This is a genomic window from Streptomyces sp. NPDC051364 (genome assembly GCF_040682115.1).
GTDB lineage: Bacteria > Actinomycetota > Actinomycetes > Streptomycetales > Streptomycetaceae > Streptomyces.
In genome coordinates this window covers 25,495-46,140 of the sequence record NZ_JBFBAH010000028.1, presented here as the reverse complement: position 1 = coordinate 46,140, position 20,646 = coordinate 25,495, and the positions used below count along the sequence as shown (strand labels likewise).

Below are 20,646 nucleotides of genomic sequence, written 5' to 3'. Positions count from 1 at the left end.
GTCCAACCCCCACCCGGCCGCGTAGCTTTGGTGCGTACGCCAGCCGCTGAGGGAGCAGTCGTGGCACGGAAGATCGGCAGCCGGTACACCGCGCACCAGATCCTGGGGCGCGGCAGCGCGGGCACGGTGTGGCTGGGCGAGGGGCCGGACGGGCCCGTCGCCGTCAAACTGCTGCGCGAGGACCTCGCGTCCGACCAGGAGCTGGTCGGACGCTTCGTCCAGGAGCGCAGCGCGCTGCTCGGCCTGGACCACCCGCACATCGTCTCCGTCCGCGACCTCGTCGTCGACGGCAACGACCTGGCCCTGGTCATGGACCTCGTACGCGGTACGGACCTGCGCACGCGCCTCGACCGGGAGCGCCGGCTCGCCCCCGAGGCGGCCGTGGCGATCGTCGCCGACGTCGCGGACGCCCTGGCGGCAGCGCATGCGGCCGGGGTCGTGCACCGGGACGTGAAGCCCGAGAACGTCCTGCTGGACATGCAGGGGCCGCTGGGGCCGGGCGGATCGCATCCGGCGCTGCTGACCGACTTCGGCGTGGCCAAGCTGATCGACTCGCCGCGCCGGGCCGTCGGGGCGCCGGGCGCGCGGGCCTCGGCCCCGACGACCCGGATCATCGGGACGCCGGACTATCTGGCGCCGGAGATCGTGGAGGGCCTGCCGCCGCGGGCGGCGGTGGACATATACGCCCTGGCCACCGTGCTGTACGAGCTGCTGGCGGGTTTCACGCCGTTCGGCGGGGGCCACCCGGGCGCGGTGCTGCGCCGGCACGTGACGGAGACGGTGGTCCCGCTTCCCGGGATCCCGGACGAGCTGTGGCAGCTGATCGTGCAGTGCCTGGCCAAGGCCCCGGCCTCGCGCCTGCGCGCGTCGGAGCTGTCGGTCCGCCTGCGGGACCTGCTCCCCCTCCTGGCCGGGATGCCGCCGCTGGACGTGGACGAGCCGGACGAACCGGAGCCGGAGCCGGAGTCGGCGGAGCCGGTGGAAGGCGACGGCCCGGTCCGCCGCCGGGGGGTGGTCCCGCTGGTGCCGGGCTCCGCGACGGACTCGAACCGGGACACGCACACCTCGATGCGGGTGCCGGGGCCGGACGAGCTGGCCGGGGGCGCGCTGGGCACGGCCCGGGTCCCCCGCCCTGCGGGCGGCCACCGGCCGGGCTCGGCCCGCCACCGCGCGGAGACGGCCCGCAAGCGCCGCCTGGCCCTGACGGCCGGGGCCGTCGCCCTGGCCGCCGCGCTGGGCGTGGGCACCTGGCTGGCCGCCTCCGGCGACGAGCCGCCACCCCCGCAGGACAGCAAACACTCCGCCCCGTCGAAGCCGAAGCCCTAGCCGGCAGCACCTGGCGCCGGACGGGTGGAAGCTCCAGCCCGTCGGCGTTCGGGCTCCGAGCCGGCGGCTAAGCGGCCAGTTCCGGGTGCCAGCGGCGGGCCACCGCCGGGTGGGCCCGGGTCCAGCCCTTCAGCTCGTTGCGGCCGTACTCCGCGTGCAGCGGATTCGTGGCATCGTGCGCCACCCCCGGCGCCGACCGCAGGTACTCGCCCGGAACCGTCTCCACCACCGCATCCAGCCGCGGGTTGTAGAAGAACGGCACCGAGTACCGCTCCACCGCCCCCGGCGGGCTGACCACCCGGTGGTCCGTGGCCACCAGGTACCCCTCCGTCGCGATCTCCAGCAGCTCGCCCAGGTTGACCACGAACGCCCCCGGCATCGGCGGCACGTCCAGGAACCCGTCGCCCTGCCGCACCTGCAGGCCGCCCACCGAGTCCTGCAGCAGCAGCGTCAGGAACCCGTAGTCCTTGTGGGCCCCGACCCCCTGATCGGTGCCGGTCGGGGAGGAGCCGGGGTAGCGGATCAGCTTCGTGTGCAGGTGCGGCCGGTCCGCGAAGGCCTCGTCGAAGAAGTCGGAGGGGGCGCCGATCGAGGTCAGCAGCTCCTGCAGCAGGCGGTGGGCCACCGCGGCCAGCCGGGACTGCCACTCCAGTACGACGGGACGCAGCTCCGGCAGGGCCTGCGGCCACTGGTTCGGGCCCTCCAGCCACAGGAACGGCGGGTCGTCGGGGCCCACCACGGGCGCCGGCCGCTCGGCGCCGACGTCCAGCTGGTCGCGCCAGTCGGAGGCCCCGCCGGTCAGCTCGTGGCCGATACGGGTGTAGCCGCGGAAGTGCGGCGAGTTCAGGTTGCTCACGGCGAGCCGGTCGGCCTCGGGCAGGGCGAAGAAAGCCCTGGTCAGCTCGAGGATGCGGGCGGTCTCCGCATCGGTGATGCCGTGCCCGGTCAGATGCAGGAAGCCGGTGTCCCGGGCTGCCGCGTGCAGCTGCTTCAGGAAGTCGGCCCGCTGGGTCGGGTCGTCGGCCTGGGAGAGATCGATGACGGGAAGAGAGGTGTGCGCGGACGGCATGACGGCTCCGTTTCGGATGTCACGGGGTCCTGTTCCCCAAAGGGTGTCGGGGCAGCGGATGGGGAGGGCCGCCGGCAGGGATGGCGCCGGAGCCGCTTGGGCCGCGTACAGGACCAAGTCGGATCGGGGTGGATCAGGCTTGGGGATGGTCCGGCGGCAGACAGCTCGTCGTCGTGACACGCATGTGGTCCACATGGCGGCGCTTGACGAGGAGGAGAGTCATACCGTGAGCGTACGCCCGTTCCCCTGCTCACCAGAACGGGTGATCCGGCCTGCCCGGACGGTGCCGTCCGCGGACCGGCTACGCTGGACCCGTGGCAGTCGTCGATGTTTCCGAAGAGCTGAAGTCCCTCTCCTCGACCATGGGGTCGATCGAGGCCGTCCTGGACCTCGACAAGCTGAGGGCAGAAATCGCCGTGCTCGAGGAGCAGGCCGCCGCGCCGTCCCTGTGGGACGACCCGGAGGCCGCCCAGAAGATCACGAGCAAGCTTTCGCACCTCCAGGCCGAGGTCCGCAAGACCGAGACCCTGCGCGGCCGCATCGACGACCTCGCGGTGCTGTTCGAGCTCGCCCAGGAAATGGACGACGCGGACACCCTCGCCGAGGCCGAGGCCGAGCTGACCTCCGTCCGCAAGGCGCTGGACGAGATGGAGGTCCGCACCCTGCTCTCCGGCGAGTACGCCGAGCGCGAGGCGCTGGTCAACATCCGCGCCGAGGCCGGCGGCGTCGACGCCTCCGACTTCGCCGAGCGCCTGCAACGCATGTACCTGCGCTGGGCCGAGCGCCACGGCTACTCCACCGAGATCTACGAGACCTCGTACGCGGAAGAGGCCGGCATCAAGTCGACCACCTTCGTGGTCAAGGCCCCGTACGCCTACGGCACCCTCTCCGTCGAGCAGGGCACCCACCGCCTCGTGCGCATCTCGCCCTTCGACAACCAGGGCCGCCGCCAGACCTCCTTCGCGGGCGTCGAGGTGCTCCCGGTCGTCGAGACCAGCGACCACGTCGAGATCGACGAGGCCGAGCTGCGCGTCGACGTGTACCGCGCCTCCGGCCCCGGCGGCCAGGGCGTCAACACCACCGACTCGGCGGTGCGCATCACGCACCTGCCGACCGGCATCGTCGTCTCCTGCCAGAACGAGCGCTCGCAGATCCAGAACAAGGCCAGCGCGATGAACGTCCTCCAGGCCAAGCTGCTCGAGCGGCGCCGCCAGGAGGAGAAGGACAAGATGGACGCCCTCAAGGACGGCGGCAGCTCCTGGGGCAACCAGATGCGCTCCTACGTCCTGCACCCGTACCAGATGGTCAAGGACCTGCGGACAGAGTTCGAGGTCGGCAACCCGCAGGCGGTGCTCGACGGCGAGATCGACGGCTTCCTCGAGGCCGGCATCCGCTGGCGCAAGCAGCAGGAGCAGACCGCGTAAGGCGGCAGCAGACCGCTGAGGCGGCGAACGGCATGGGAAGGGCCCGGACACCTGAGGTGTCCGGGCCCTTCCCATGCCGGAATGTCATGATCGGAACGCGGGGAGGCTACGCCGCCTGCTGCGCCACCCAGGCCAGAGCTGCCACAAGGACCACCAGGAGCAAGATGAGCGCCATGGGGTTCAGGCCGGCGAAGGGGCCCTCCTGCTGGAGGCGCTCCCGGTTCGCCCGGCACACCGGGCAGCGGCCCTGACTGACGGGCGCGGCGCAGTTCGCGCACACGAGCCGGTCATATGTCATGCGCTCTCCTCCTCTCGTCCCCTTGAACAACGCCTGACGGAACGAGTCCGTTCCCTACCACTGTGCCAGCTCTCGCGACATTCGGCGCGGCCCGTCCGGGCAATCACGGACCATCCCGGGACGATCCCCTCCCGGACCAGGGGATATATCGGGCAACTCCGGACGCCGGGCCCCCACCCCCCGCCCGTTCGCGTATGGTCACGCACACCGACTCCGCACACCTACTCCCGGCGACCGTGGTGCACCCGTGATCCGATTCGACAACGTCTCCAAGTCCTACCCGAAGCAGAACCGTCCTGCACTCAGAGATGTCTCCCTGGACATCGCGAAGGGCGAGTTCGTCTTCCTGGTCGGCTCCTCCGGCTCAGGCAAGTCCACCTTCCTGCGGCTGGTCCTGCGCGAGGAACGGGCGAGTCACGGCCAGGTCCACGTGCTCGGCAAGGACCTCGCCAAGCTCTCCAACTGGAAGGTCCCGCAGATGCGGCGCCAGCTGGGGACCGTCTTCCAGGACTTCCGCCTCCTCCCCAACAAGACCGTGGCCGAGAACGTCGCCTTCGCCCAGGAGGTCATCGGCAAGCCGAGAGGCGAGATCCGCAAGGCCGTCCCCCAGGTCCTGGAGCTCGTGGGCCTCGGCGGCAAGGAGGACCGGATGCCAGGCGAGCTCTCCGGTGGTGAGCAGCAGCGCGTGGCCATCGCCCGCGCCTTCGTCAACCGGCCGGCCCTCCTGATCGCGGACGAGCCCACCGGCAACCTCGACCCGCAGACCTCGGTCGGCATCATGAAGCTGCTGGACCGGATCAACCGGACCGGCACCACCGTGATCATGGCCACGCACGACCAGCAGATCGTGGACCAGATGCGCAAGCGCGTCATCGAACTCGAACAGGGCCGACTCGTACGCGACCAGTCGCGCGGCGTCTACGGCTACCAGCACTGAAGGGCTTTGAGACGTCATGCGCGCCCAGTTCGTCATGTCGGAGATCGGCGTCGGTCTCCGTCGCAATCTCACCATGACCTTCGCGGTCATCATCTCCGTGGCCCTGTCGCTGGCCCTGTTCGGTGGCTCCCTGCTCATGCGCGACCAGGTGAGCCAGATGAAGGGCTACTGGTACGACAAGGTCAACGTCTCGGTCTACCTCTGCAACAAGAGTGACGTGGAGGAGAACAGCGAGGGCGGGAGCAAGGCCTGCGCCAAGGGCGCGGTCACGCCCGAGCAGAAGCAGCAGATCGAGGCCGACCTGAAGAAGATGGACCTCGTCGAGACGGTCCACTACGAGTCCTCGGACGAGGCCTTCAAGCACTACAAGGAGCGCTTCGGGCACACCGCGCTCGCCTCGGTGATCACACCGGACCAGATGCCCGAATCCTTCCGGGTGAAGCTGGAGCAGCCCGAGAAGTACAAGGTCATCACCACCGCCTTCGCGGGCCGCGACGGCGTGCAGTCGGTCGAGGACCAGCACCAGGAGCTCGACAACCTCTTCACGATGCTCGGCTACCTCAACCTGGCCGCCCTCGGCATCATGCTGATCATGCTGATCGTGGCCCTGCTGCTGATCGTCAACACCGTGCGCGTCTCCGCCTTCAGCCGGAGGCGGGAGACCGGGATCATGCGGCTCGTCGGCGCCTCCAGCTTCTACATCCAGGTGCCGTTCATCATGGAGGCCGCCTTCGCGGGCCTCATCGGCGGCATGTTCGCCTGCGTCATGCTCGGCGCCGGCCAGTACTTCGTCATCGACCACGGCGCCTCGCTGCGCGCCAAGATGGAGCTGATCAACTTCATCGGCTGGGACTCCGTCCTGACCAAGCTGCCGTTGGTGCTGGTCATCGGGGTGCTGATGCCCTCGCTGGCCGCCTTCATCGCATTGCGCAAGTACCTGAAGGTGTGACAAGCGCCCCGTGTGAGGTCCGCCCAACCCGCCGTGCCTCCACGGGGCTTGTCCTAGACTCGGCGCCATGCCGGGTCTGCCCGCCTTCTGTCTCCGGCCCCGCGACCTGCGTCGCGGGGCCGTTTTGACGTTGGCCTTCATCGCGGCCGTCGGCGCCGCGGCGGGCACCGGCTGCTGGGACCGCGCGGACGCCCTGGGGGCCGCCGGCGGCGGGTTAACGGCCGCCGGTATGCAGACCCCCGCGGCCGCGCCCGAGGCGCCCCGGGAGAGCGGCACCGCCGACCGCGAGGCCGTGGCCCGCGCCGCCGCCGAAGCCGTCGCCGAGGGCAAGTCCGGCAAGAAGGCCGCCCAGGAGGTGGTCAGCCGCAGCGGCGACCGCTGGGGCATGGTCTACGACCAGGGCGAGTACGCCGCCTTCACCGACGACCTCGACGGCCGCTGGACCGGCGTCGGGCTCTGGACCGAGCGCCGCCGGGACGGCCGCATCGACGTCGACAAGGTCCAGCCAGGCAGCCCCGCCGCCCGGGCCGGGCTCCGCGCCGGGGACCGGCTGCTGAGCATCGACGGCAACGCCGTCACCGGCCTGCGCGTCTGCGACGTGGTCGCCCTGCTGCGCGGCGAGGCCGGCACCCCCGTCGTCCTGCACCTCACCCGGGACGGCGTCGACCGCACCGAGACCCTGCGCCGCGAGCAGCTGCACGCCGAGCCCGTGACCGTACGGGAGCTCCCGGGCGGGATCACCGTCATCAAGGTCGCCTCCTTCACCCGCGGCTCGGGCGAACAGGTCCGGGCCGCCGTCCGCGCGGCCCCGGCCGGCGCCGGCTTCATGCTCGACCTGCGCGGCAACCCGGGCGGCCTGGTCACCGAGGCCGTGACGGCCGCCTCCGCCTTCCTGGACGGCGGGCTGGTGGCCACGTACGACGTACGGGGGGCCCAGCGCGCCCTGTACGCGAGTCCGGGCGGGGACACCGCGAGGCCCGTGGTGGCGCTGGTCGACGGCGGCACGATGAGCGCGGCGGAGCTGGTGACGGGCGCCCTCCAGGACCGCGGCCGCGCGGTGGCGGTGGGCACGAGGACCTTCGGCAAGGGCTCGGTGCAGATGCCGACGGAGCTTCCGGACGGCTCGGTGGCGGAGCTGACGGTCGGCACGTACCGCACCCCGGCGGGCCGCAGCCTCGACGGCAACGGCATCACCCCGGACCTCGCGGCGGCCGACGGCGCCGAGGAACGGGCGCGCACAGTATTGGGTGGCCTGGGGGTGGGTCCGTAGTGCGAAAATGACCGCACTATGGCTAAGGAAAAAGGGCGCAAGCTGATCGCCCAGAACAAGAAGGCGCGGCACGACTACACGATCATCGACACCTACGAGTGCGGCCTCGTGCTCACGGGTACCGAGGTCAAGTCCCTGCGCCAGGGCCGTGCCTCGCTGGTGGACGGCTTCGTGTCGGTGGAGAGCGGCGAGGCCTGGCTCTACAACGTGCACGTGCCGGAGTACAGCCAGGGCACCTGGACCAACCACAGCGCCCGCCGCAAGCGCAAGCTCCTCCTGCACCGCGAGGAGATCGACAAGCTGGACTCGAAGACCGGCGAGACGGGCAACACGATCGTGCCGCTCTCGCTGTACTTCAAGGACGGCCGGGCGAAGGTCGAGATCGCGCTGGCGAAGGGCAAGAAGGAGTACGACAAGCGCCAGGCCCTGCGCGAGAAGCAGGACACGCGCGAGACGAACCGGGTGATCTCGGCCGTGAAGCGCAAGGAGCGCGGTCAGCTGTAATCTCCTGGCATCCCGTGGTCCACTTCGCGTACCATGGCGTCAGCACCGCCCCTCCGGGGTCGGAGCATCTTGTAAACAAAACATGGGGATGATCGGTTTCGACAGCGGATGTCGATGCAGGGGAAGCGAGCCGAGGAAGCGGCAATGATCTCGCTAACCACATGTCGCAAAAAATAATCGCCAACTCCAAGAGCGATAACTCCCGCTTCACCCTCGCTGCCTAATAACAGTGAGCTGAAGCCTCTGTGAGGAGCGTCAGCCCGGAAGTGGTCCCGGTCCGGATCCTGGCGTCAATTAGGGATCTAAACCTCTAGCCCCGGTCACGGGGGCTGGAGGGAAACCAAACAGTGACTGAGCCCGTCGGAGACTTGTCCGTGTGATCTCCGGGGCTGAGAAAAGCGCAGCGGAATGCGCTCGGAGAAGCCCTGCTTCTGCACCGTTGGACGCGGGTTCGATTCCCGCCATCTCCACTCATCCCATGTGGGCGAAGGCCCCGCAGCCGTCAGGCTGCGGGGCCTTCGTCATGCCGGAACTCCTCGGCCTGTCCTGGAATGGCGATACGCTGCGAATGGAGCGCCCGCTGACGAGGGGGCCAGCCATGCAAGACGGAGGAGGGGCACGTATGACCACCGCTGCCGTGGGCGAACCGGGCATCCCGCCCATGCCGGAGAGGACCCCCAGGGCCCTGCGGGAAGCCATCGCCCAACATGCCCCAGAGCTCCTTGCGGACTTTGACGCGCACTGGAAGCGGGACATCGCGGACGCGTACGACATCGCACCCGTCCCGGCCTTCATGGCCCGCTGGTGGGGCGAGTACGCCATTGCCCGTGACCCGCTGCTGGATCACGAGGTGCGTCGCCTGGAGGATGAGGCCGCCGAAGCGACCGATATCAACCGCGCCAAGGCGCTCCTCGAAGAGGCCGGCCACATCCGCCGTAACGCTCGCCAGGTGGAGCCCGGCCAGTGACGGACGACTTCATGGGGCCACCTTGGCAGGCGGACTGGGTGGAGGCGGCTTCCACCTATCGTGACGCCCTCCCCGAGGAAGTACGGAAGAAGATCAGAGACGGCATGGCCGAATTGGTCACTGCCAGGAATTCGTACCTTCCCCAGGACGCATTGCCGGAAGGCTTCTTCCTCGAACCAGCCCGGTCCAGCCGCCCGAAGGGTCCACACATCCTCTCCTTCGACCGGGGGAGGGGCTGTCCTCACTCCTCCCCTCCGGCCGGCTGCCTCAGCTCGTTCCTGTTCTTGGCGACCGACGACGCGCCCTTCGCGATCACGTGCGACATCGATGTCGAGGGCGATATCTCCCCTTTTTCGCGCCGGGTGGCGATGGTCACCTGCGCGTGGCCGCCGTCCCCACGAGCAGGGCGGCCAGGGCCGCCGCCGCGGGGAGGGCGTACGGGGTCGTGGGGCCCAGGTGGTCGATCAGGGTGCCTGCCGTGGCCGAGCCCAGCGAGATGCCCGCGAAGATGGCCGTGACCGCCAGGGTCATGCCCTCGTTGAGGCGGCCCTCCGGGGTGACCGCGTGGATGCGGGACATCGCCGTGACCATCGTCGGAGCCGTGGCCATGCCCGCCAGGAGCAGGGCGCCGGCCAGCAGCGGGAGCGAGCTCGTGGCCGCCGCCGCCCAGGGGAGGGCCATGGCCGCGGACAGGGTGATCAGGCAGGTCCGCAGGCTGCGCGGGCGGAAGGCTCCGTAGAGCAGGCCGGCCGCGCAGGAGCCCGCCGCCTGGAGGGCCAGGACCAGGCCGGTGCCGGCGCCCAGGCCGTGGGCGTCGAGGTGGGCGATCGACGTGACCTCCATCGAGCCGAACACCACGCCCAGCGGAACGAAGAGCACCAGGAGGGGGCGGACCGCGCGGAGCGGGGAGGCGCCGTGGCCGGGCGCCGACGCCGGGGGCTCCGTGGCGCGTTGGGACGTGAACAGCAGCATGCCCGTGAGCAGGAGGGCGGCCGCCGTGAGGGTGCCCGCCTCCGGGAAGACGGCCGAGCAGAGGAACGCCGCCACCACCGGGCCGAACATGAAGCACAGCTCGTCCGCGGCCTGCTCGAAGGACATCGCCGTGTGGTGCGCGGCGGGCGAGTCGCGCAGCAGGTGGGTCCAGCGGGCCCGGGACATGCCGCCGATGTTGGGCGTGGTCGCGGTGGCGGCGTAGGAGGCGAAGAGGGTCCAGGCGGGGGCCTGCGTACGGACGCAGAGGATCAGCGCCACCGAGCCGAGCACCGCGATCAGCGTCGCCGGGACGGCGATCCGAGCCTGGCCGTACCGGTCGACCAGGCGGGCGGTCCACGGCGCGACCAGCGCGGTGGCGGCCAGCCCGGTGGCGGTGACCGCGCCGGCGAGGGCGTACGAGCCGCGCTGGCCGGCGATCATCATGACCGCGCTGATGCCGAACATGCCCATCGGCAGGCGGGCGATGAGGTTCCCGGCGGTGAAGGCGCGGGTCCCGGGGAGGGTGAACAGGCGCCCGTACGGGCCCGGCGCGCGGGCCGCCCGCCGGCGCGGGGCGGGGGCGATCACGAGGGTCGAACCGGTCACGGTCATCAGCGGGGCGGAGGTGGTCTGCGGCATGATCCAAGGCTCAGGCGCGGAGTGCCCGGGCGTCCAACACCTGTTCCGAGGCCATTCACCCGCTTCCGTTGTTAGTCTCCTCGGGTGAATCCCCGTGATGTGGAACCCCGGCTGCTGCGCGGGTTCGTCGCCGTGGCCGAGGAGTTGCACTTCACCCGCGCCGCCGCCCGCCTGTACGTCGCCCAGCAGGCGCTCAGCCGGGACGTACGGCGGCTCGAAGCGGCCGTGGGCGCAGTGCTGTTCGTACGGACGACCCGCGCCGTCGAGCTGACCGCCGACGGGGAGCGGCTCCTTCCGCTGGCCCGGCGGGTGCTGGCCGCGCACGAGGCGCTCGCCGCCGCCTTCGCCTCCGCAGGCCCCCGGCCGCTGCTCGTGGATCTGAACACCGACGGGCCGAGCACCGCCCGTACGGTGCTCGAGCGGGCCCGGGACATCGCCCCGGACTGCGAGCTGATGGCCCGCTTCGAGAGCGGGCTCACGTACGCCGCCGCCGAGGTCGCCGCCGGGCGCCTCGACGTGTCCTTCGGGTACGCCCACGGGCTGGACCCGGCGCTGCGGGCCCGCCTCGCGCACCGGCCCGTACGGTACGAGCCGCTCGCGGTGCTGCTGCCCGACGGGCATCCGCTGGCCGCGCGGGCCGAGGTACCGCTCGATGCGCTGGCCGGGGAGACCGTGTACGCGGGAGCCGGCAATCCGCGGACCCTGGAGTGGACCGGGCTCGCCCGCGAACTGTTCGCCGGGCGCGGGATCGCCCTGGCGCCGCCCGCACCGGTGGCGATGGGGAAGGAGGAGTTCCGCCGGGTCATGGCCAAGACCCGCAATCCGGTGCTGGTCACCGTGGACTTCCTCGACCTGCCCGGGAGCGTGAAACGGCCGCTGGTCGAGCCGCTGCCGCTGTCCCCGCTGTCGATGGTCTGGAGGAAGGGCTTCAGCCACCCCGGGCTCGACGCGCTGCACCAGGCCGCGGCCGGGATCGCCGCCGAGCGCGGCTGGCTGGACGTGCCCCGGGCGAGCTGGCGCCCCGCCGCGCTCACAGGCGCCCCGGGCGGCGGGTGAGTGCAAGGTTTCCCACCGGTCATCCGGCGGGGACCGGGGCCGAAACGCGCCGTTCCTACGGTCGTCACCACGGACGCGACAGCTGTGGAGGCGTGTGATGAACAGTACGACCGCACCGCGCAAGGGGGGCCGCTGGATCGAGCGGTGGGAACCCGAGGACGAGACGTTCTGGAAGGAGTCCGGGGAGCGCATCGCCCGCCGGAACCTTCTCTACTCCGTGCTCTCCGAGCACATCGGGTTCTCCATCTGGTCCCTGTGGTCGGTGATGGTCCTGTTCATGGGCCCCGCGTACGGGATCGACCCGGCAGGGAAGTTCTTCCTCATCGCGACCGCGACCTTCGTGGGCGCCCTCGTGCGGGTGCCGTACACCTTCGCCGTCGCCCGGTTCGGCGGCCGGAACTGGACCGTCGTCAGCGCCCTGCTGCTGCTCGCGCCGACGGTGGCCGCACTGGTCGTCATGGAGCCCGGGACCTCGTACGGGACCTTCCTGGCGGTGGCCGCACTGACGGGCGTGGGCGGCGGGAACTTCGCCTCCTCCATGACCAACATCAACGCCTTCTTCCCGCTGCGCAAGAAGGGCTGGGCGCTCGGCCTGAACGCGGGCGGCGGCAACATCGGCGTGCCCGTGGTGCAGCTCATCGCCCTGCTGGTCATCGGCACCGCCGGGGCCGGCCACCCGAGGCTGCTGCTGGCGGTCTACCTGCCGCTGATCGTGGCCGCGGCCGCGCTGGCCCTGCTGCGCATGGACAACCTGGCTCCCGTACGCAACGACGCGGGCGCCGTCCGCGAGGCGGCCCGGGACGCCCACACCTGGATCATGGCCTTCCTCTACATCGGCACCTTCGGGTCCTTCATCGGCTACAGCTTCGCCTTCGGGCTCGTGCTCCAGACGCAGTTCGGCCGCACCCCGCTGCAGGCCGCCTCGCTCACCTTCATCGGGCCGCTGCTCGGCTCGCTGATCCGGCCCGTCGGCGGCGCCCTCGCCGACCGGTTCGGCGGGGCGCGGATCACCCTCGCGACGTTCGTGGCGATGGCCGCCGCGACCGGGGTCGTCGTCTACGCCTCCGGCCAGAAGTCGCTGTCCGTCTTCCTCGTCGGATTCGTGGCGCTGTTCGTGCTGAGCGGGCTGGGCAACGGCTCCACGTACAAGATGATCCCCGGCATCTTCCAGGCCAAGGGGCTGGCGCGGGGCATGGACGCCGAAGCCGCGGCCGCATACGGGCGCCGGCTGTCCGGGGCCGCCATGGGGCTCATCGGCGCCGTGGGCGCACTCGGCGGACTCGGCATCAACCTGGTGTTCCGGGAGGCGTTCTCGACCTCCGGGTCCGGGACGGCCGCCTTCGTCACCTTCCTCGGCTTCTACGCGGCCTGCTGCGCGGTGACGTGGGCGGTATACCTTCGCCGGCCCGCCCCCGCGGCGCTCCCGGCGGCCGGGGCCGAGGCGAAGCCGCAGCTCACCTCGGTGTAACGGCGGTTTACGGACACGAAATACGACGGAACCGAGCCTGACACGCCGACTTGACAGGCTCGGTCCCGTTCACGCGGCACGTGATCGCGCGATGTGATACCGACCCACTGGGCAAGGCAGGTCACCATGGACGACACGCACACCGCCGCCGCCCCGACGGCGGGCCCGCTGGCGGGATTCACCGTGGGAGTCACCGCAGCCCGGAGGGCGGACGAACTCATCGCCCTGCTGCGCCGGCGGGGCGCCACCGTCCTGCACGCCCCGGCCCTGCGGATCGTGCCGCTGGCCGACGACAGCGAACTGCTCGCCGCCACGAAGGAACTGATCCACTGCGCGCCCGACACGGTGGTCGCCACCACCGCGATCGGATTCCGCGGGTGGATCGAGGCCGCCGACGGGTGGGGCATCGGCGAGGAGCTGCTCGTACGGCTGCGGGCATGCGAACTGCTGGCGCGCGGACCGAAGGTGAAGGGCGCCGTCCGGGCCGCCGGGCTGGTGGAGACCTGGTCCCCGGAGTCGGAGTCCCTCGCCGAGGTGCTCGAGCGGATGCTCACCGCCGGGGTCGCCGGGCGGCGCATCGCGCTCCAGCTGCACGGGGAACCGCTGCCCGGATTCGTCGAGGCGCTGCGGGCCGGCGGGGCCGACGTGGTCGTGGTCCCGGTGTACCGGTGGATGGCCCCGGAGGACCTCGGACCCCTGGACCGGCTGCTGGACGCGGTGGCCTGCGGCGGGGTCGACGCGGTGAGCTTCACCTCGGCTCCGGCGGCCGCCTCGCTGCTGTCCCGGGCGGAGCAGCGGGGGATGGCGGACGCGGTGCTCGCGGGGCTGCAGGGGGACGTGCTGTCGGCGTGCGTGGGGCCGGTGACCGCGCTGCCGCTGCAGGCGCGCGGGGTGGACACCGTGCAGCCGGAGCGGTTCCGGCTGGGCCCGCTCGTGCAGCTGCTGTGCCAGGAGCTGCCGGGGCGGGCCCGGGTGCTGCCGGTGGCCGGGCACCGGGTGGAGATCCGGGGGCACGGGGTGCTCGTGGACGCGGAGCTGCGGCCGGTGCCGCCGGCGGGGATGGCCCTGCTGCGGGCGCTGGCGCGCAGGCCGGGGTGGGTGGTGGCGCGGCCGGAGCTGCTGCGGGTGCTGCCGGGGGCGGGGCGGGACGAGCATGCCGTGGAGACGGCGATGGCGCGGTTGCGGGGGGCGCTGGGCGTGCCGAACCTCATCCAGACGGTGGTGAAGAGGGGGTACCGGCTGGCGCTGGATGCGGGGGAGTGTGCCACTGGCTCGGCCGGTTGAACGGGGTGGGGTGCGGCGCCGCTGCCGGGGCTCCGCACCCGGACCTCCCCCGGCTACCGCTGGGAGGTGCCCCCAGCGCCTCGATCGCCGGCGGGGCTGGGATCGGCGGGCGGGGTTCGCTAGCTTGTTCTGGTGATCATTGACGGGGTGGAGATGCGGGGCGTCGAGGTCGGGGATGCCGGGGGGCTGGCCGACGTGCTGACGCGGAACCGGGCGTACATGGCGCCCTTCGAGCCGTGGCGGTCCGAGGTGTTCTTCACCAAGGAGGGCCAGGTCGCCCGTATCGAGGCGCTGCTCGCCGAGCGCGACGACGGGCGCCTCGCGCCGTACGTGCTCGTCGAGGCAGGCACCGGCGCGCCCGTCGGGACGATCAACCTCGGCAGCATCTCCCTCGGGCCCTTCCGCAGCGGCGGCGTCGGCTACTGGGTCGACCGGGCCTGGACCGGCAAGGGGCTGGCCACCGCCGCCCTGGAGGAGGTCTGCCGGATCGCCCGCGACGAGCTCGGGCTGCACCGGGTCGAGGCCGGGACCCTGGTCGACAACGTGGCCTCGCAGCGCGTCCTGGCCAAGGCCGGGTTCGAGCAGTACGGGCTCGCGCCCCGCTACCTGCACATCGACGGCGCCTGGCGCGACCACCGCCTCTTCCAGCGGCTCCTGCACGACGACCCGCCCCTCTAGGAGACTTCCTGGCCCCCGTACGGGGGGTTCCGCATCGAAGCGGCGCGCGGCACTCTGAGAGGCACGCCCCCACGGGGTGTCCGGCGCAAGAGGCGGTGACGGGCATGTGGTTCGACTCCGGGCGGGTCTGCCTGGACCTGGTGGCCACCTTCGCGGCCCCCGCGGGCGCCGAGGAGATCCAGGACGGCGACGAGCTGCGGCTGTGGCTCGCCGGAGCCGGGCTCGTGCCCGACCGGACGCCGATCGCGCGGGTGGGCCCCGACTGGGTGGAGGCCTTCCGGGCGCTGCGCTGCGACGTGGGGAGCCTCGTACGGGCCGAGCTCGCCGCGGACGGGCCCGACGAGGGCGCGCTGGCCCGGGTCAACGCGCTGGCCGCCGGTCCACCCCCGGGACTGTGTGCCGTACAGGACCAAGAGGGTCACCTCGTACGGGAGTTGTGCGGCGGGGTGGAGTGCGGTGCACTGCTCGCCGCCGTCGCCCGGGACGCGGTGGAACTGCTCACCGACCCCGGCGAGCGGGCCCTGCTGCGGTCCTGCGAGGGGGACGGCTGCACCCGGGTCTACCTGGACACTTCGCGCGGGCACCGGCGGCGATGGTGCTCCAGCGAGCTGTGCGGCAACCGCGAGCGGGTCGCCCGGCACCGCCGCAGGGTCCTCGCGGCACGTCCCGGGTAGCTGCCGGGAAGTGATCTTCGCCCGGTCACCGGAACGGGCGTGCGGACAGGGTGCGGATTCGCGTACGGTTGACGGTCGCCCATGCACGTCAGAAGGGGGCCTTGGTGGCCGCGCAGAATGCCGCTGTCGACAGCACGGCGGATTCCGTCCGCGATCGGGAGATCGCGGTCGAGCAGACGCATCTGGATCAGGTGTACCGCCGCCTAGAGGAGAAGATCGACGAGGCCGAGTTCCTGATGAACGACGCGGCCAAACGCGGTCAGGTCGGCACGCCCGGCGCGCTCGCCGAGCGCGACGCGCAGGTCTTCCGGGCAGGCATCCACCTGAACCGGTTGAACAACGAGTTCGAGGACTTCCTCTTCGGCCGGATCGACCTGGTCCTCGGCAAGGACGGGGAGCGCGGCCCGGACGGCGCGTACACCTCCGTCCAGCCGGCCGACGACGCGATCCGCGAGGACCTCACCGCCGACATCGCGGAGACGCTCCACATCGGGCGCATCGGCGTGCTCGACTCCGACTACGCGCCGCTGGTCATCGACTGGCGCGCGCCGGCCGCCGCGCCGTTCTACCGGTCCACGCCCAAGGACCCCGGCCGGGTCGTGCGGCGCCGCGTCATCCGCTCCAAGGGCCGCAAGGTGCTCGGCGTCGAGGACGACCTGATGCGCCCCGAGATCACCGCGTTCCTCGACGGCCGGGAGCTGCCCGTCATCGGCGACGGCGCCCTGATGGCCGCGCTCGGGCGGGCCCGTACGCATTCGATGCGGGACATCGTCTCCTCCATCCAGGCCGAGCAGGACATGGTGATCCGGGCCCCCGCCGCCTCGGTCGCCGAGGTCGCCGGCGGGCCGGGCACCGGCAAGACCGCCGTCGCCCTGCACCGCGCCGCCTACCTGCTCTACCAGGACCGGCGCCGCTACTCCGGCGGCATCCTGATCGTCTCGCCGACCCCGCTGCTCGTCGCGTACACCGAGGGCGTGCTGCCCTCCCTCGGCGAGGAGGGCCAGGTCGCCATCCGGGCACTCGGCTCGCTGGTCGACGGCGCGGAGGCGACGACGTACGACGAACCGGCCGTGGCCCGGATCAAGGGCTCCTCCCGCATGCGCAAGGTGCTCCACAAGGCCGTACGGGGCGCACTGGAGCTCGGCAACGCCCCGGACCGGCTGCGGGTCGTCGCCTTCGGGCGGCGCCAGGAGCTGGAGGCCGACGAGCTGAACAGGATCCGGCAGAACGTGCTCAGTGGCACCGCGCCGGTGAACCTGCTGCGCCCGCGCGCCCGCAAGCTGCTCCTCGACGCCCTGTACGCCCGCTCCGGCGGGGCCGGCCGGCACAGCGATCCGGAGCTCGCCGCCGAGCTGCGCTCCGCGTTCGACGAGGACATCTCCACCGAGGACGCGTTCATCGACTTCCTGAACGCCTGGTGGCCCGAGCTGGCCCCGCGCGGGGTGCTGGCCGCGATGGCCGACGAGCGCAGGCTCGGGCGCTGGTCGCGGCGGGTCCTGAACCCGCGCGAGACCCGCCAGCTGGCGCGCTCGCTGCGCCGGGTGGGCCCGGACGGCAAGGGTCCGCTGTCGGTGCACGACGTGGCGCTGCTGGACGAGCTCCAGCTGCTGCTCGGCGCGCCGGCGCGGCCCAGGCGCAAGCGGCAGCTCGACCCGCTGGACCAGCTCAGCGGGCTGGAGGAGCTGATGCCGACCCGCGAGGAGACCCAGTGGGAGCGGGCGGAGCGGATCGCGGCGGAGCGCACCGAGTACGCGCACGTGATCGTGGACGAGGCGCAGGACCTGACGCCGATGCAGTGGCGGATGGTGGGCCGCCGCGGCCGGCACGGCACGTGGACGGTGGTCGGCGACCCGGCGCAGTCCTCGTGGACGGACCCGGACGAGGCCGCCGCGGCGCGGGACGAGGCCCTGGGGTCCCGGCCCCGCCGACGGTTCACCCTGACGGTGAACTACCGCAACCCGGCAGAGGTCGCGGAGGTCGCGGCGCGGGTGCTGCGGCTGGCGATGCCGGGCATGGAGCCGCCGACGGCGGTCCGCTCCACCGGTCTGGAGCCCCGCTTCACGGCTGCCGGGGCCGATCTGGGCGCGGCGGTCCGGGAGGAGACCCGGCGGCTGCTGGAGCAGGTGGACGGCACGGTCGGCGTGGTCGTGGCCATGGACCGGCGCGCGGAGGCCGCGGGCTGGCTGGCGGACCTGGGGGAGCGGGCGGTGGCGCTCGGCAGCCTCGAGGCGAAGGGCCTGGAGTACGACGCCACGGTGGTCGTCTCCCCGGCGGAGATCGGGGACGAGTCCCCGGCGGGACTGCGCGTCCTGTACGTGGCCCTGACCCGCGCGACGCAGCAGCTGACGGTGGTCTCGACGGGCCGTGACGAGCCCGACGCGGCGGGCGTCCCCGCGCTGCTGAAGCCGTAAGCGGTCTCGGAGAAGTGGGGCACGCCCCCGCGCCGCCCGGCACGGTGCCTCGCCGCGTTGTCGCAGCACCCTGGTACGTCCAGTACAAGCGTGCCGCTCCGCCTTGCGATGCACCGCACCGGACGACGCGAAAACGAAACCCCACTTCCCCGAGGCCGCTTAGTCCGCGCTTAGTCCGCGCTTAGTCCTGCCGAACTCGCCCCGTACGACCGGATGGCTCGCAGCCAACGGCGTGGTGGGGCGAGGTCAAGCCCCTGGAGGGGGATCGCTTCCGGCGATCCTTTGTTAGCCTGGGTACGGCACCGACTCGATCCAAGCCCCCGGGCCCAACCTTCGTCGCTTAGAGCGACCACTTGCCGCGAGGCGAGCATGGCGGGTCGGTGTCATAGACGTTCATACAGGTCCGCGCCCCTCGGTCACCGAGGGGCGCGGACCTTTTTCGTACGCGGCTACGCTTCCCCGCACCCCCGCCTATCTCGTATGGTGGAAGTGTCTTTCCGAAATTTGTAGCTGGTTACCTTGTACTGGCTGGTAGGTGGGACGATCGGACAACAGGTCCTGCCGCACCCGGCGTGCAGCGGGACCCTGTGTGTACAGAAGAACCAGGGACAGAACAGAGGAACACGGCCATGGCAACGGCGCCCAGCGTCTCGTACTCGATGACGGTCCGCCTGGAAGTGCCCGCGAGCGGAACCGCGGTCTCCCAGCTCACCACCGCCGTGGAGTCTTCCGGTGGGTCGGTCACCGGCCTCGACGTGACCGCCTCCGGTCACGAGAAGCTCCGTATCGACGTCACCATCGCCGCGACCTCCACCGCGCACGCCGACGAGATCGTCGGCAAGCTCCGGGGGATCGAGGGCGTCAGCCTCGGCAAGGTCTCCGACCGAACCTTCCTGATGCACCTCGGCGGCAAGATCGAGATGGCGTCCAAGCACCCCATCCGCAACCGTGACGACCTCTCGATGATCTACACCCCGGGCGTCGCCCGCGTATGCATGGCCATCGCCGAGAACCCCGAGGACGCGCGCCGCCTCACCATCAAGCGCAACTCCGTCGCAGTCGTGACGGACGGCTCTGCCGTCCTGGGCCTCGGCAACATCGGCCCCATGGCCGCACTGCCCGTCATGGAGGGCAAGGCGGCCCTCTTCAAGCGCTTCGCCGGCATCGACGCATGGCCGATCTGCCTGGACACCCAGGACACCGACGAGATCGTCGCCGTCGTCAAGGCGATTGCCCCGGGCTTCGCCGGCATCAACCTCGAGGACATCTCCGCGCCGCGCTGCTTCGAGATCGAGGCCCGCCTGCGCGAGGCCCTCGACATCCCCGTCTTCCACGACGACCAGCACGGCACCGCCATCGTCGTCCTCGCCGCCCTCACCAACGCACTTCGCGTGGTGGGCAAGGCAGTTGGCGACGTCAAGGTCGTCATGTCGGGCGCCGGCGCGGCCGGTACGGCCATCCTCAAGCTGCTCCTCGCGGCCGGCGTCAAGAACGTCGTCAGCGCCGACATCCACGGTGTCGTGCACGCGGACCGCCCCGACCTGGTCGACGCGGACCTCGACTCCCCGCTGCGCTGGATCGCCGACAACACCAACCCCGAGGGCTACACGGGCACTCTGAAGGAGGCCGTGGTCGGCGCGGACGTGTTCGTCGGCGTCTCGGCCCCCAACGTGCTGTCCGGCGAGGACGTGGCCGCCATGGCGGAGGGCGCGATCGTGTTCGCGCTCGCGAACCCGGACCCCGAGGTGGACCCGGCCATCGCCCGCCAGACCGCCGCCGTCGTGGCCACCGGCCGCTCCGACTTCCCGAACCAGATCAACAACGTGCTGGTCTTCCCGGGTGTCTTCCGCGGCCTGCTGGACGCCCAGTCCCGCACGGTGAACACGGACATGATGCTGGCCGCGGCGAGCGCGCTGGCGGACGTCGTCGGCGAGGACGAGCTGAACGCGAACTACATCATCCCGTCGGTCTTCAACGACAAGGTGGCCGGCGCGGTCGCCGGAGCCGTCCGCAAGGCCGCCTCGGCGATCTGACGCGGGGTCCGGCAAGGGGCGTGAGGGCCGCTGTGACGGCCCTCACGGCTTGCCGATCCCGGCGCGTCGCGAGATGCGGGCCCGCCGGGCCGCCTCTAGGGTTGCGGGGATGCCCGCGAGGTCCGCGGTCCGCATCCACCAAGTGCGGACGGAGCGTCACCGCGGCGTGACTGTGGCGCTTTTCGTGTGACCCTGGCGGGTGCCGGATTGGCTTTCCCGCCGCTGGTGGGGGCAGGATGCGTAACCGGGCGAGAGGGTCTGACGTTCAGACCCGGGTCCGGGGACTGTCCGAGGGCCCTGGCAGCATCGGCTTCGATCTCACGCCTCTAAGGCAAGTTGAACACGGGAGTACAACATGAACCGCAGTGAGCTGGTGGCCGCTCTGTCCGAGCGCGCCGAGGTGACCCGCAAGGACGCCGACGCCGTTCTGGCCGCGCTCGCCGAGACCGTCGGCGAGATTGTCGCCAAGGGCGACGAGAAGGTCACCATCCCCGGCTTCCTGACCTTCGAGCGCACCCACCGTGCCGCTCGCACCGCGCGCAACCCGCAGACCGGCGACCCCATCCAGATCCCGGCCGGCTTCAGCGTGAAGGTCTCCGCGGGCTCCAAGCTCAAGGAAGCCGCCAAGGGCAAGTAGTCCGCCCTTGTGCCGAGGGCCGCAAAGGCCCTCGGGACGGCAGCAGTACG

General features: G+C 71.7%; 18 protein-coding genes and 1 other RNA gene. 16 read left to right on the top strand and 3 right to left on the bottom strand.

Translation table 11 applies throughout. The features are described from left to right. The first annotated feature begins 60 nt into the window (after positions 1–60). Positions 61–1,326, top strand: coding sequence for a serine/threonine-protein kinase (locus tag AB0M76_RS34750; protein ID WP_365956743.1), 1,266 nt, complete (start codon positions 61–63; stop codon positions 1,324–1,326). Between the two features lie 67 nt (positions 1,327–1,393). Here the strand turns inward: AB0M76_RS34750 and AB0M76_RS34745 are convergent, their stop codons facing one another. After that, complete coding sequence (locus AB0M76_RS34745; protein WP_365956742.1) at positions 1,394–2,395, bottom strand: 2-oxoglutarate and iron-dependent oxygenase domain-containing protein; 1,002 nt, start codon at positions 2,393–2,395, stop codon at positions 1,394–1,396. A gap of 314 nt (positions 2,396–2,709) precedes the next feature. On the opposite strand from AB0M76_RS34745, the gene prfB reads away from it, so the two are divergent. Continuing rightward, positions 2,710–3,819 carry a peptide chain release factor 2 gene (gene prfB / locus AB0M76_RS34740; protein ID WP_266666571.1) on the top strand — a complete coding sequence of 370 codons (1,110 nt, stop codon included), beginning with the start codon at positions 2,710–2,712 and terminating at the stop codon, positions 3,817–3,819. 106 nt (positions 3,820–3,925) lie between these two features. On the opposite strand, the gene AB0M76_RS34735 is transcribed toward prfB, so the two are convergent. Beyond that, the gene (locus AB0M76_RS34735; RefSeq protein ID WP_053784895.1) at positions 3,926–4,117 is read right to left on the bottom strand and encodes a hypothetical protein; all 192 of its coding nucleotides are present in this window, start codon (positions 4,115–4,117) and stop codon (positions 3,926–3,928) included. Between the two features lie 247 nt (positions 4,118–4,364). Between AB0M76_RS34735 and ftsE the strand changes: the two genes are divergently transcribed. From ftsE to AB0M76_RS34705, 6 genes are all read left to right on the top strand, one after another. Further along, positions 4,365–5,054 carry a cell division ATP-binding protein FtsE gene (gene ftsE / locus AB0M76_RS34730; protein ID WP_030161344.1) on the top strand — a complete coding sequence of 230 codons (690 nt, stop codon included), beginning with the start codon at positions 4,365–4,367 and terminating at the stop codon, positions 5,052–5,054. 16 nt (positions 5,055–5,070) lie between these two features. Continuing rightward, the gene (gene ftsX, locus AB0M76_RS34725) at positions 5,071–6,003 is read left to right on the top strand and encodes a permease-like cell division protein FtsX (protein ID WP_365956741.1); all 933 of its coding nucleotides are present in this window, start codon (positions 5,071–5,073) and stop codon (positions 6,001–6,003) included. Between the two features lie 67 nt (positions 6,004–6,070). Further along, on the top strand, positions 6,071–7,273 hold the full coding sequence (locus AB0M76_RS34720) for a S41 family peptidase (protein ID WP_365956740.1): 1,203 nt from the start codon (positions 6,071–6,073) through the stop codon (positions 7,271–7,273). A gap of 18 nt (positions 7,274–7,291) precedes the next feature. Then, a complete protein-coding gene (smpB, locus tag AB0M76_RS34715; RefSeq protein WP_030161337.1) occupies positions 7,292–7,777 on the top strand; it encodes an SsrA-binding protein SmpB in 486 nt (161 codons plus the stop codon). A gap of 84 nt (positions 7,778–7,861) precedes the next feature. After that, positions 7,862–8,250: a transfer-messenger RNA gene (ssrA, locus tag AB0M76_RS34710) on the top strand. Positions 8,251–8,399: 149 nt separating this feature from the next. Next, entirely contained in the window at positions 8,400–8,744 is a 345-nt protein-coding gene (locus tag AB0M76_RS34705; protein WP_365956739.1) for a hypothetical protein, read from the top strand. Positions 8,745–9,116: 372 nt separating this feature from the next. Here the strand turns inward: AB0M76_RS34705 and AB0M76_RS34700 are convergent, their stop codons facing one another. Further along, a complete protein-coding gene (locus tag AB0M76_RS34700) occupies positions 9,117–10,355 on the bottom strand; it encodes an MFS transporter (RefSeq protein ID WP_365956738.1) in 1,239 nt (412 codons plus the stop codon). Positions 10,356–10,439: 84 nt separating this feature from the next. Here AB0M76_RS34700 and AB0M76_RS34695 point away from each other — a divergent pair, with 84 nt between their 5' ends. The 8 genes from AB0M76_RS34695 to AB0M76_RS34660 all read left to right on the top strand — a co-directional run bounded on the left by AB0M76_RS34695 (position 10,440) and on the right by AB0M76_RS34660 (position 20,596). Then, positions 10,440–11,411 (top strand): LysR family transcriptional regulator, encoded by a 972-nt coding sequence (locus tag AB0M76_RS34695; protein WP_365956737.1) that lies wholly within the window; start codon positions 10,440–10,442, stop codon positions 11,409–11,411. A gap of 97 nt (positions 11,412–11,508) precedes the next feature. Beyond that, entirely contained in the window at positions 11,509–12,879 is a 1,371-nt protein-coding gene (locus AB0M76_RS34690; protein ID WP_365956736.1) for a nitrate/nitrite transporter, read from the top strand. Positions 12,880–13,005: 126 nt separating this feature from the next. After that, entirely contained in the window at positions 13,006–14,163 is a 1,158-nt protein-coding gene (locus AB0M76_RS34685) for a uroporphyrinogen-III synthase (protein WP_365956735.1), read from the top strand. A gap of 153 nt (positions 14,164–14,316) precedes the next feature. Continuing rightward, a complete protein-coding gene (locus tag AB0M76_RS34680; RefSeq protein ID WP_365956769.1) occupies positions 14,317–14,841 on the top strand; it encodes a GNAT family protein in 525 nt (174 codons plus the stop codon). 104 nt (positions 14,842–14,945) lie between these two features. Continuing rightward, positions 14,946–15,515, top strand: a complete 570-nt coding sequence (locus tag AB0M76_RS34675) for a CGNR zinc finger domain-containing protein (RefSeq protein WP_365956734.1) — start codon at positions 14,946–14,948, stop codon at positions 15,513–15,515. Between the two features lie 104 nt (positions 15,516–15,619). Next, entirely contained in the window at positions 15,620–17,926 is a 2,307-nt protein-coding gene (locus AB0M76_RS34670) for a UvrD-helicase domain-containing protein (protein ID WP_365956733.1), read from the top strand. 629 nt (positions 17,927–18,555) lie between these two features. Beyond that, positions 18,556–19,959, top strand: coding sequence for an NAD-dependent malic enzyme (locus AB0M76_RS34665; RefSeq protein WP_365956732.1), 1,404 nt, complete (start codon positions 18,556–18,558; stop codon positions 19,957–19,959). A gap of 355 nt (positions 19,960–20,314) precedes the next feature. Next, the gene (locus tag AB0M76_RS34660; RefSeq protein WP_030161324.1) at positions 20,315–20,596 is read left to right on the top strand and encodes an HU family DNA-binding protein; all 282 of its coding nucleotides are present in this window, start codon (positions 20,315–20,317) and stop codon (positions 20,594–20,596) included. The last annotated feature ends 50 nt before the right edge of the window (positions 20,597–20,646 follow it).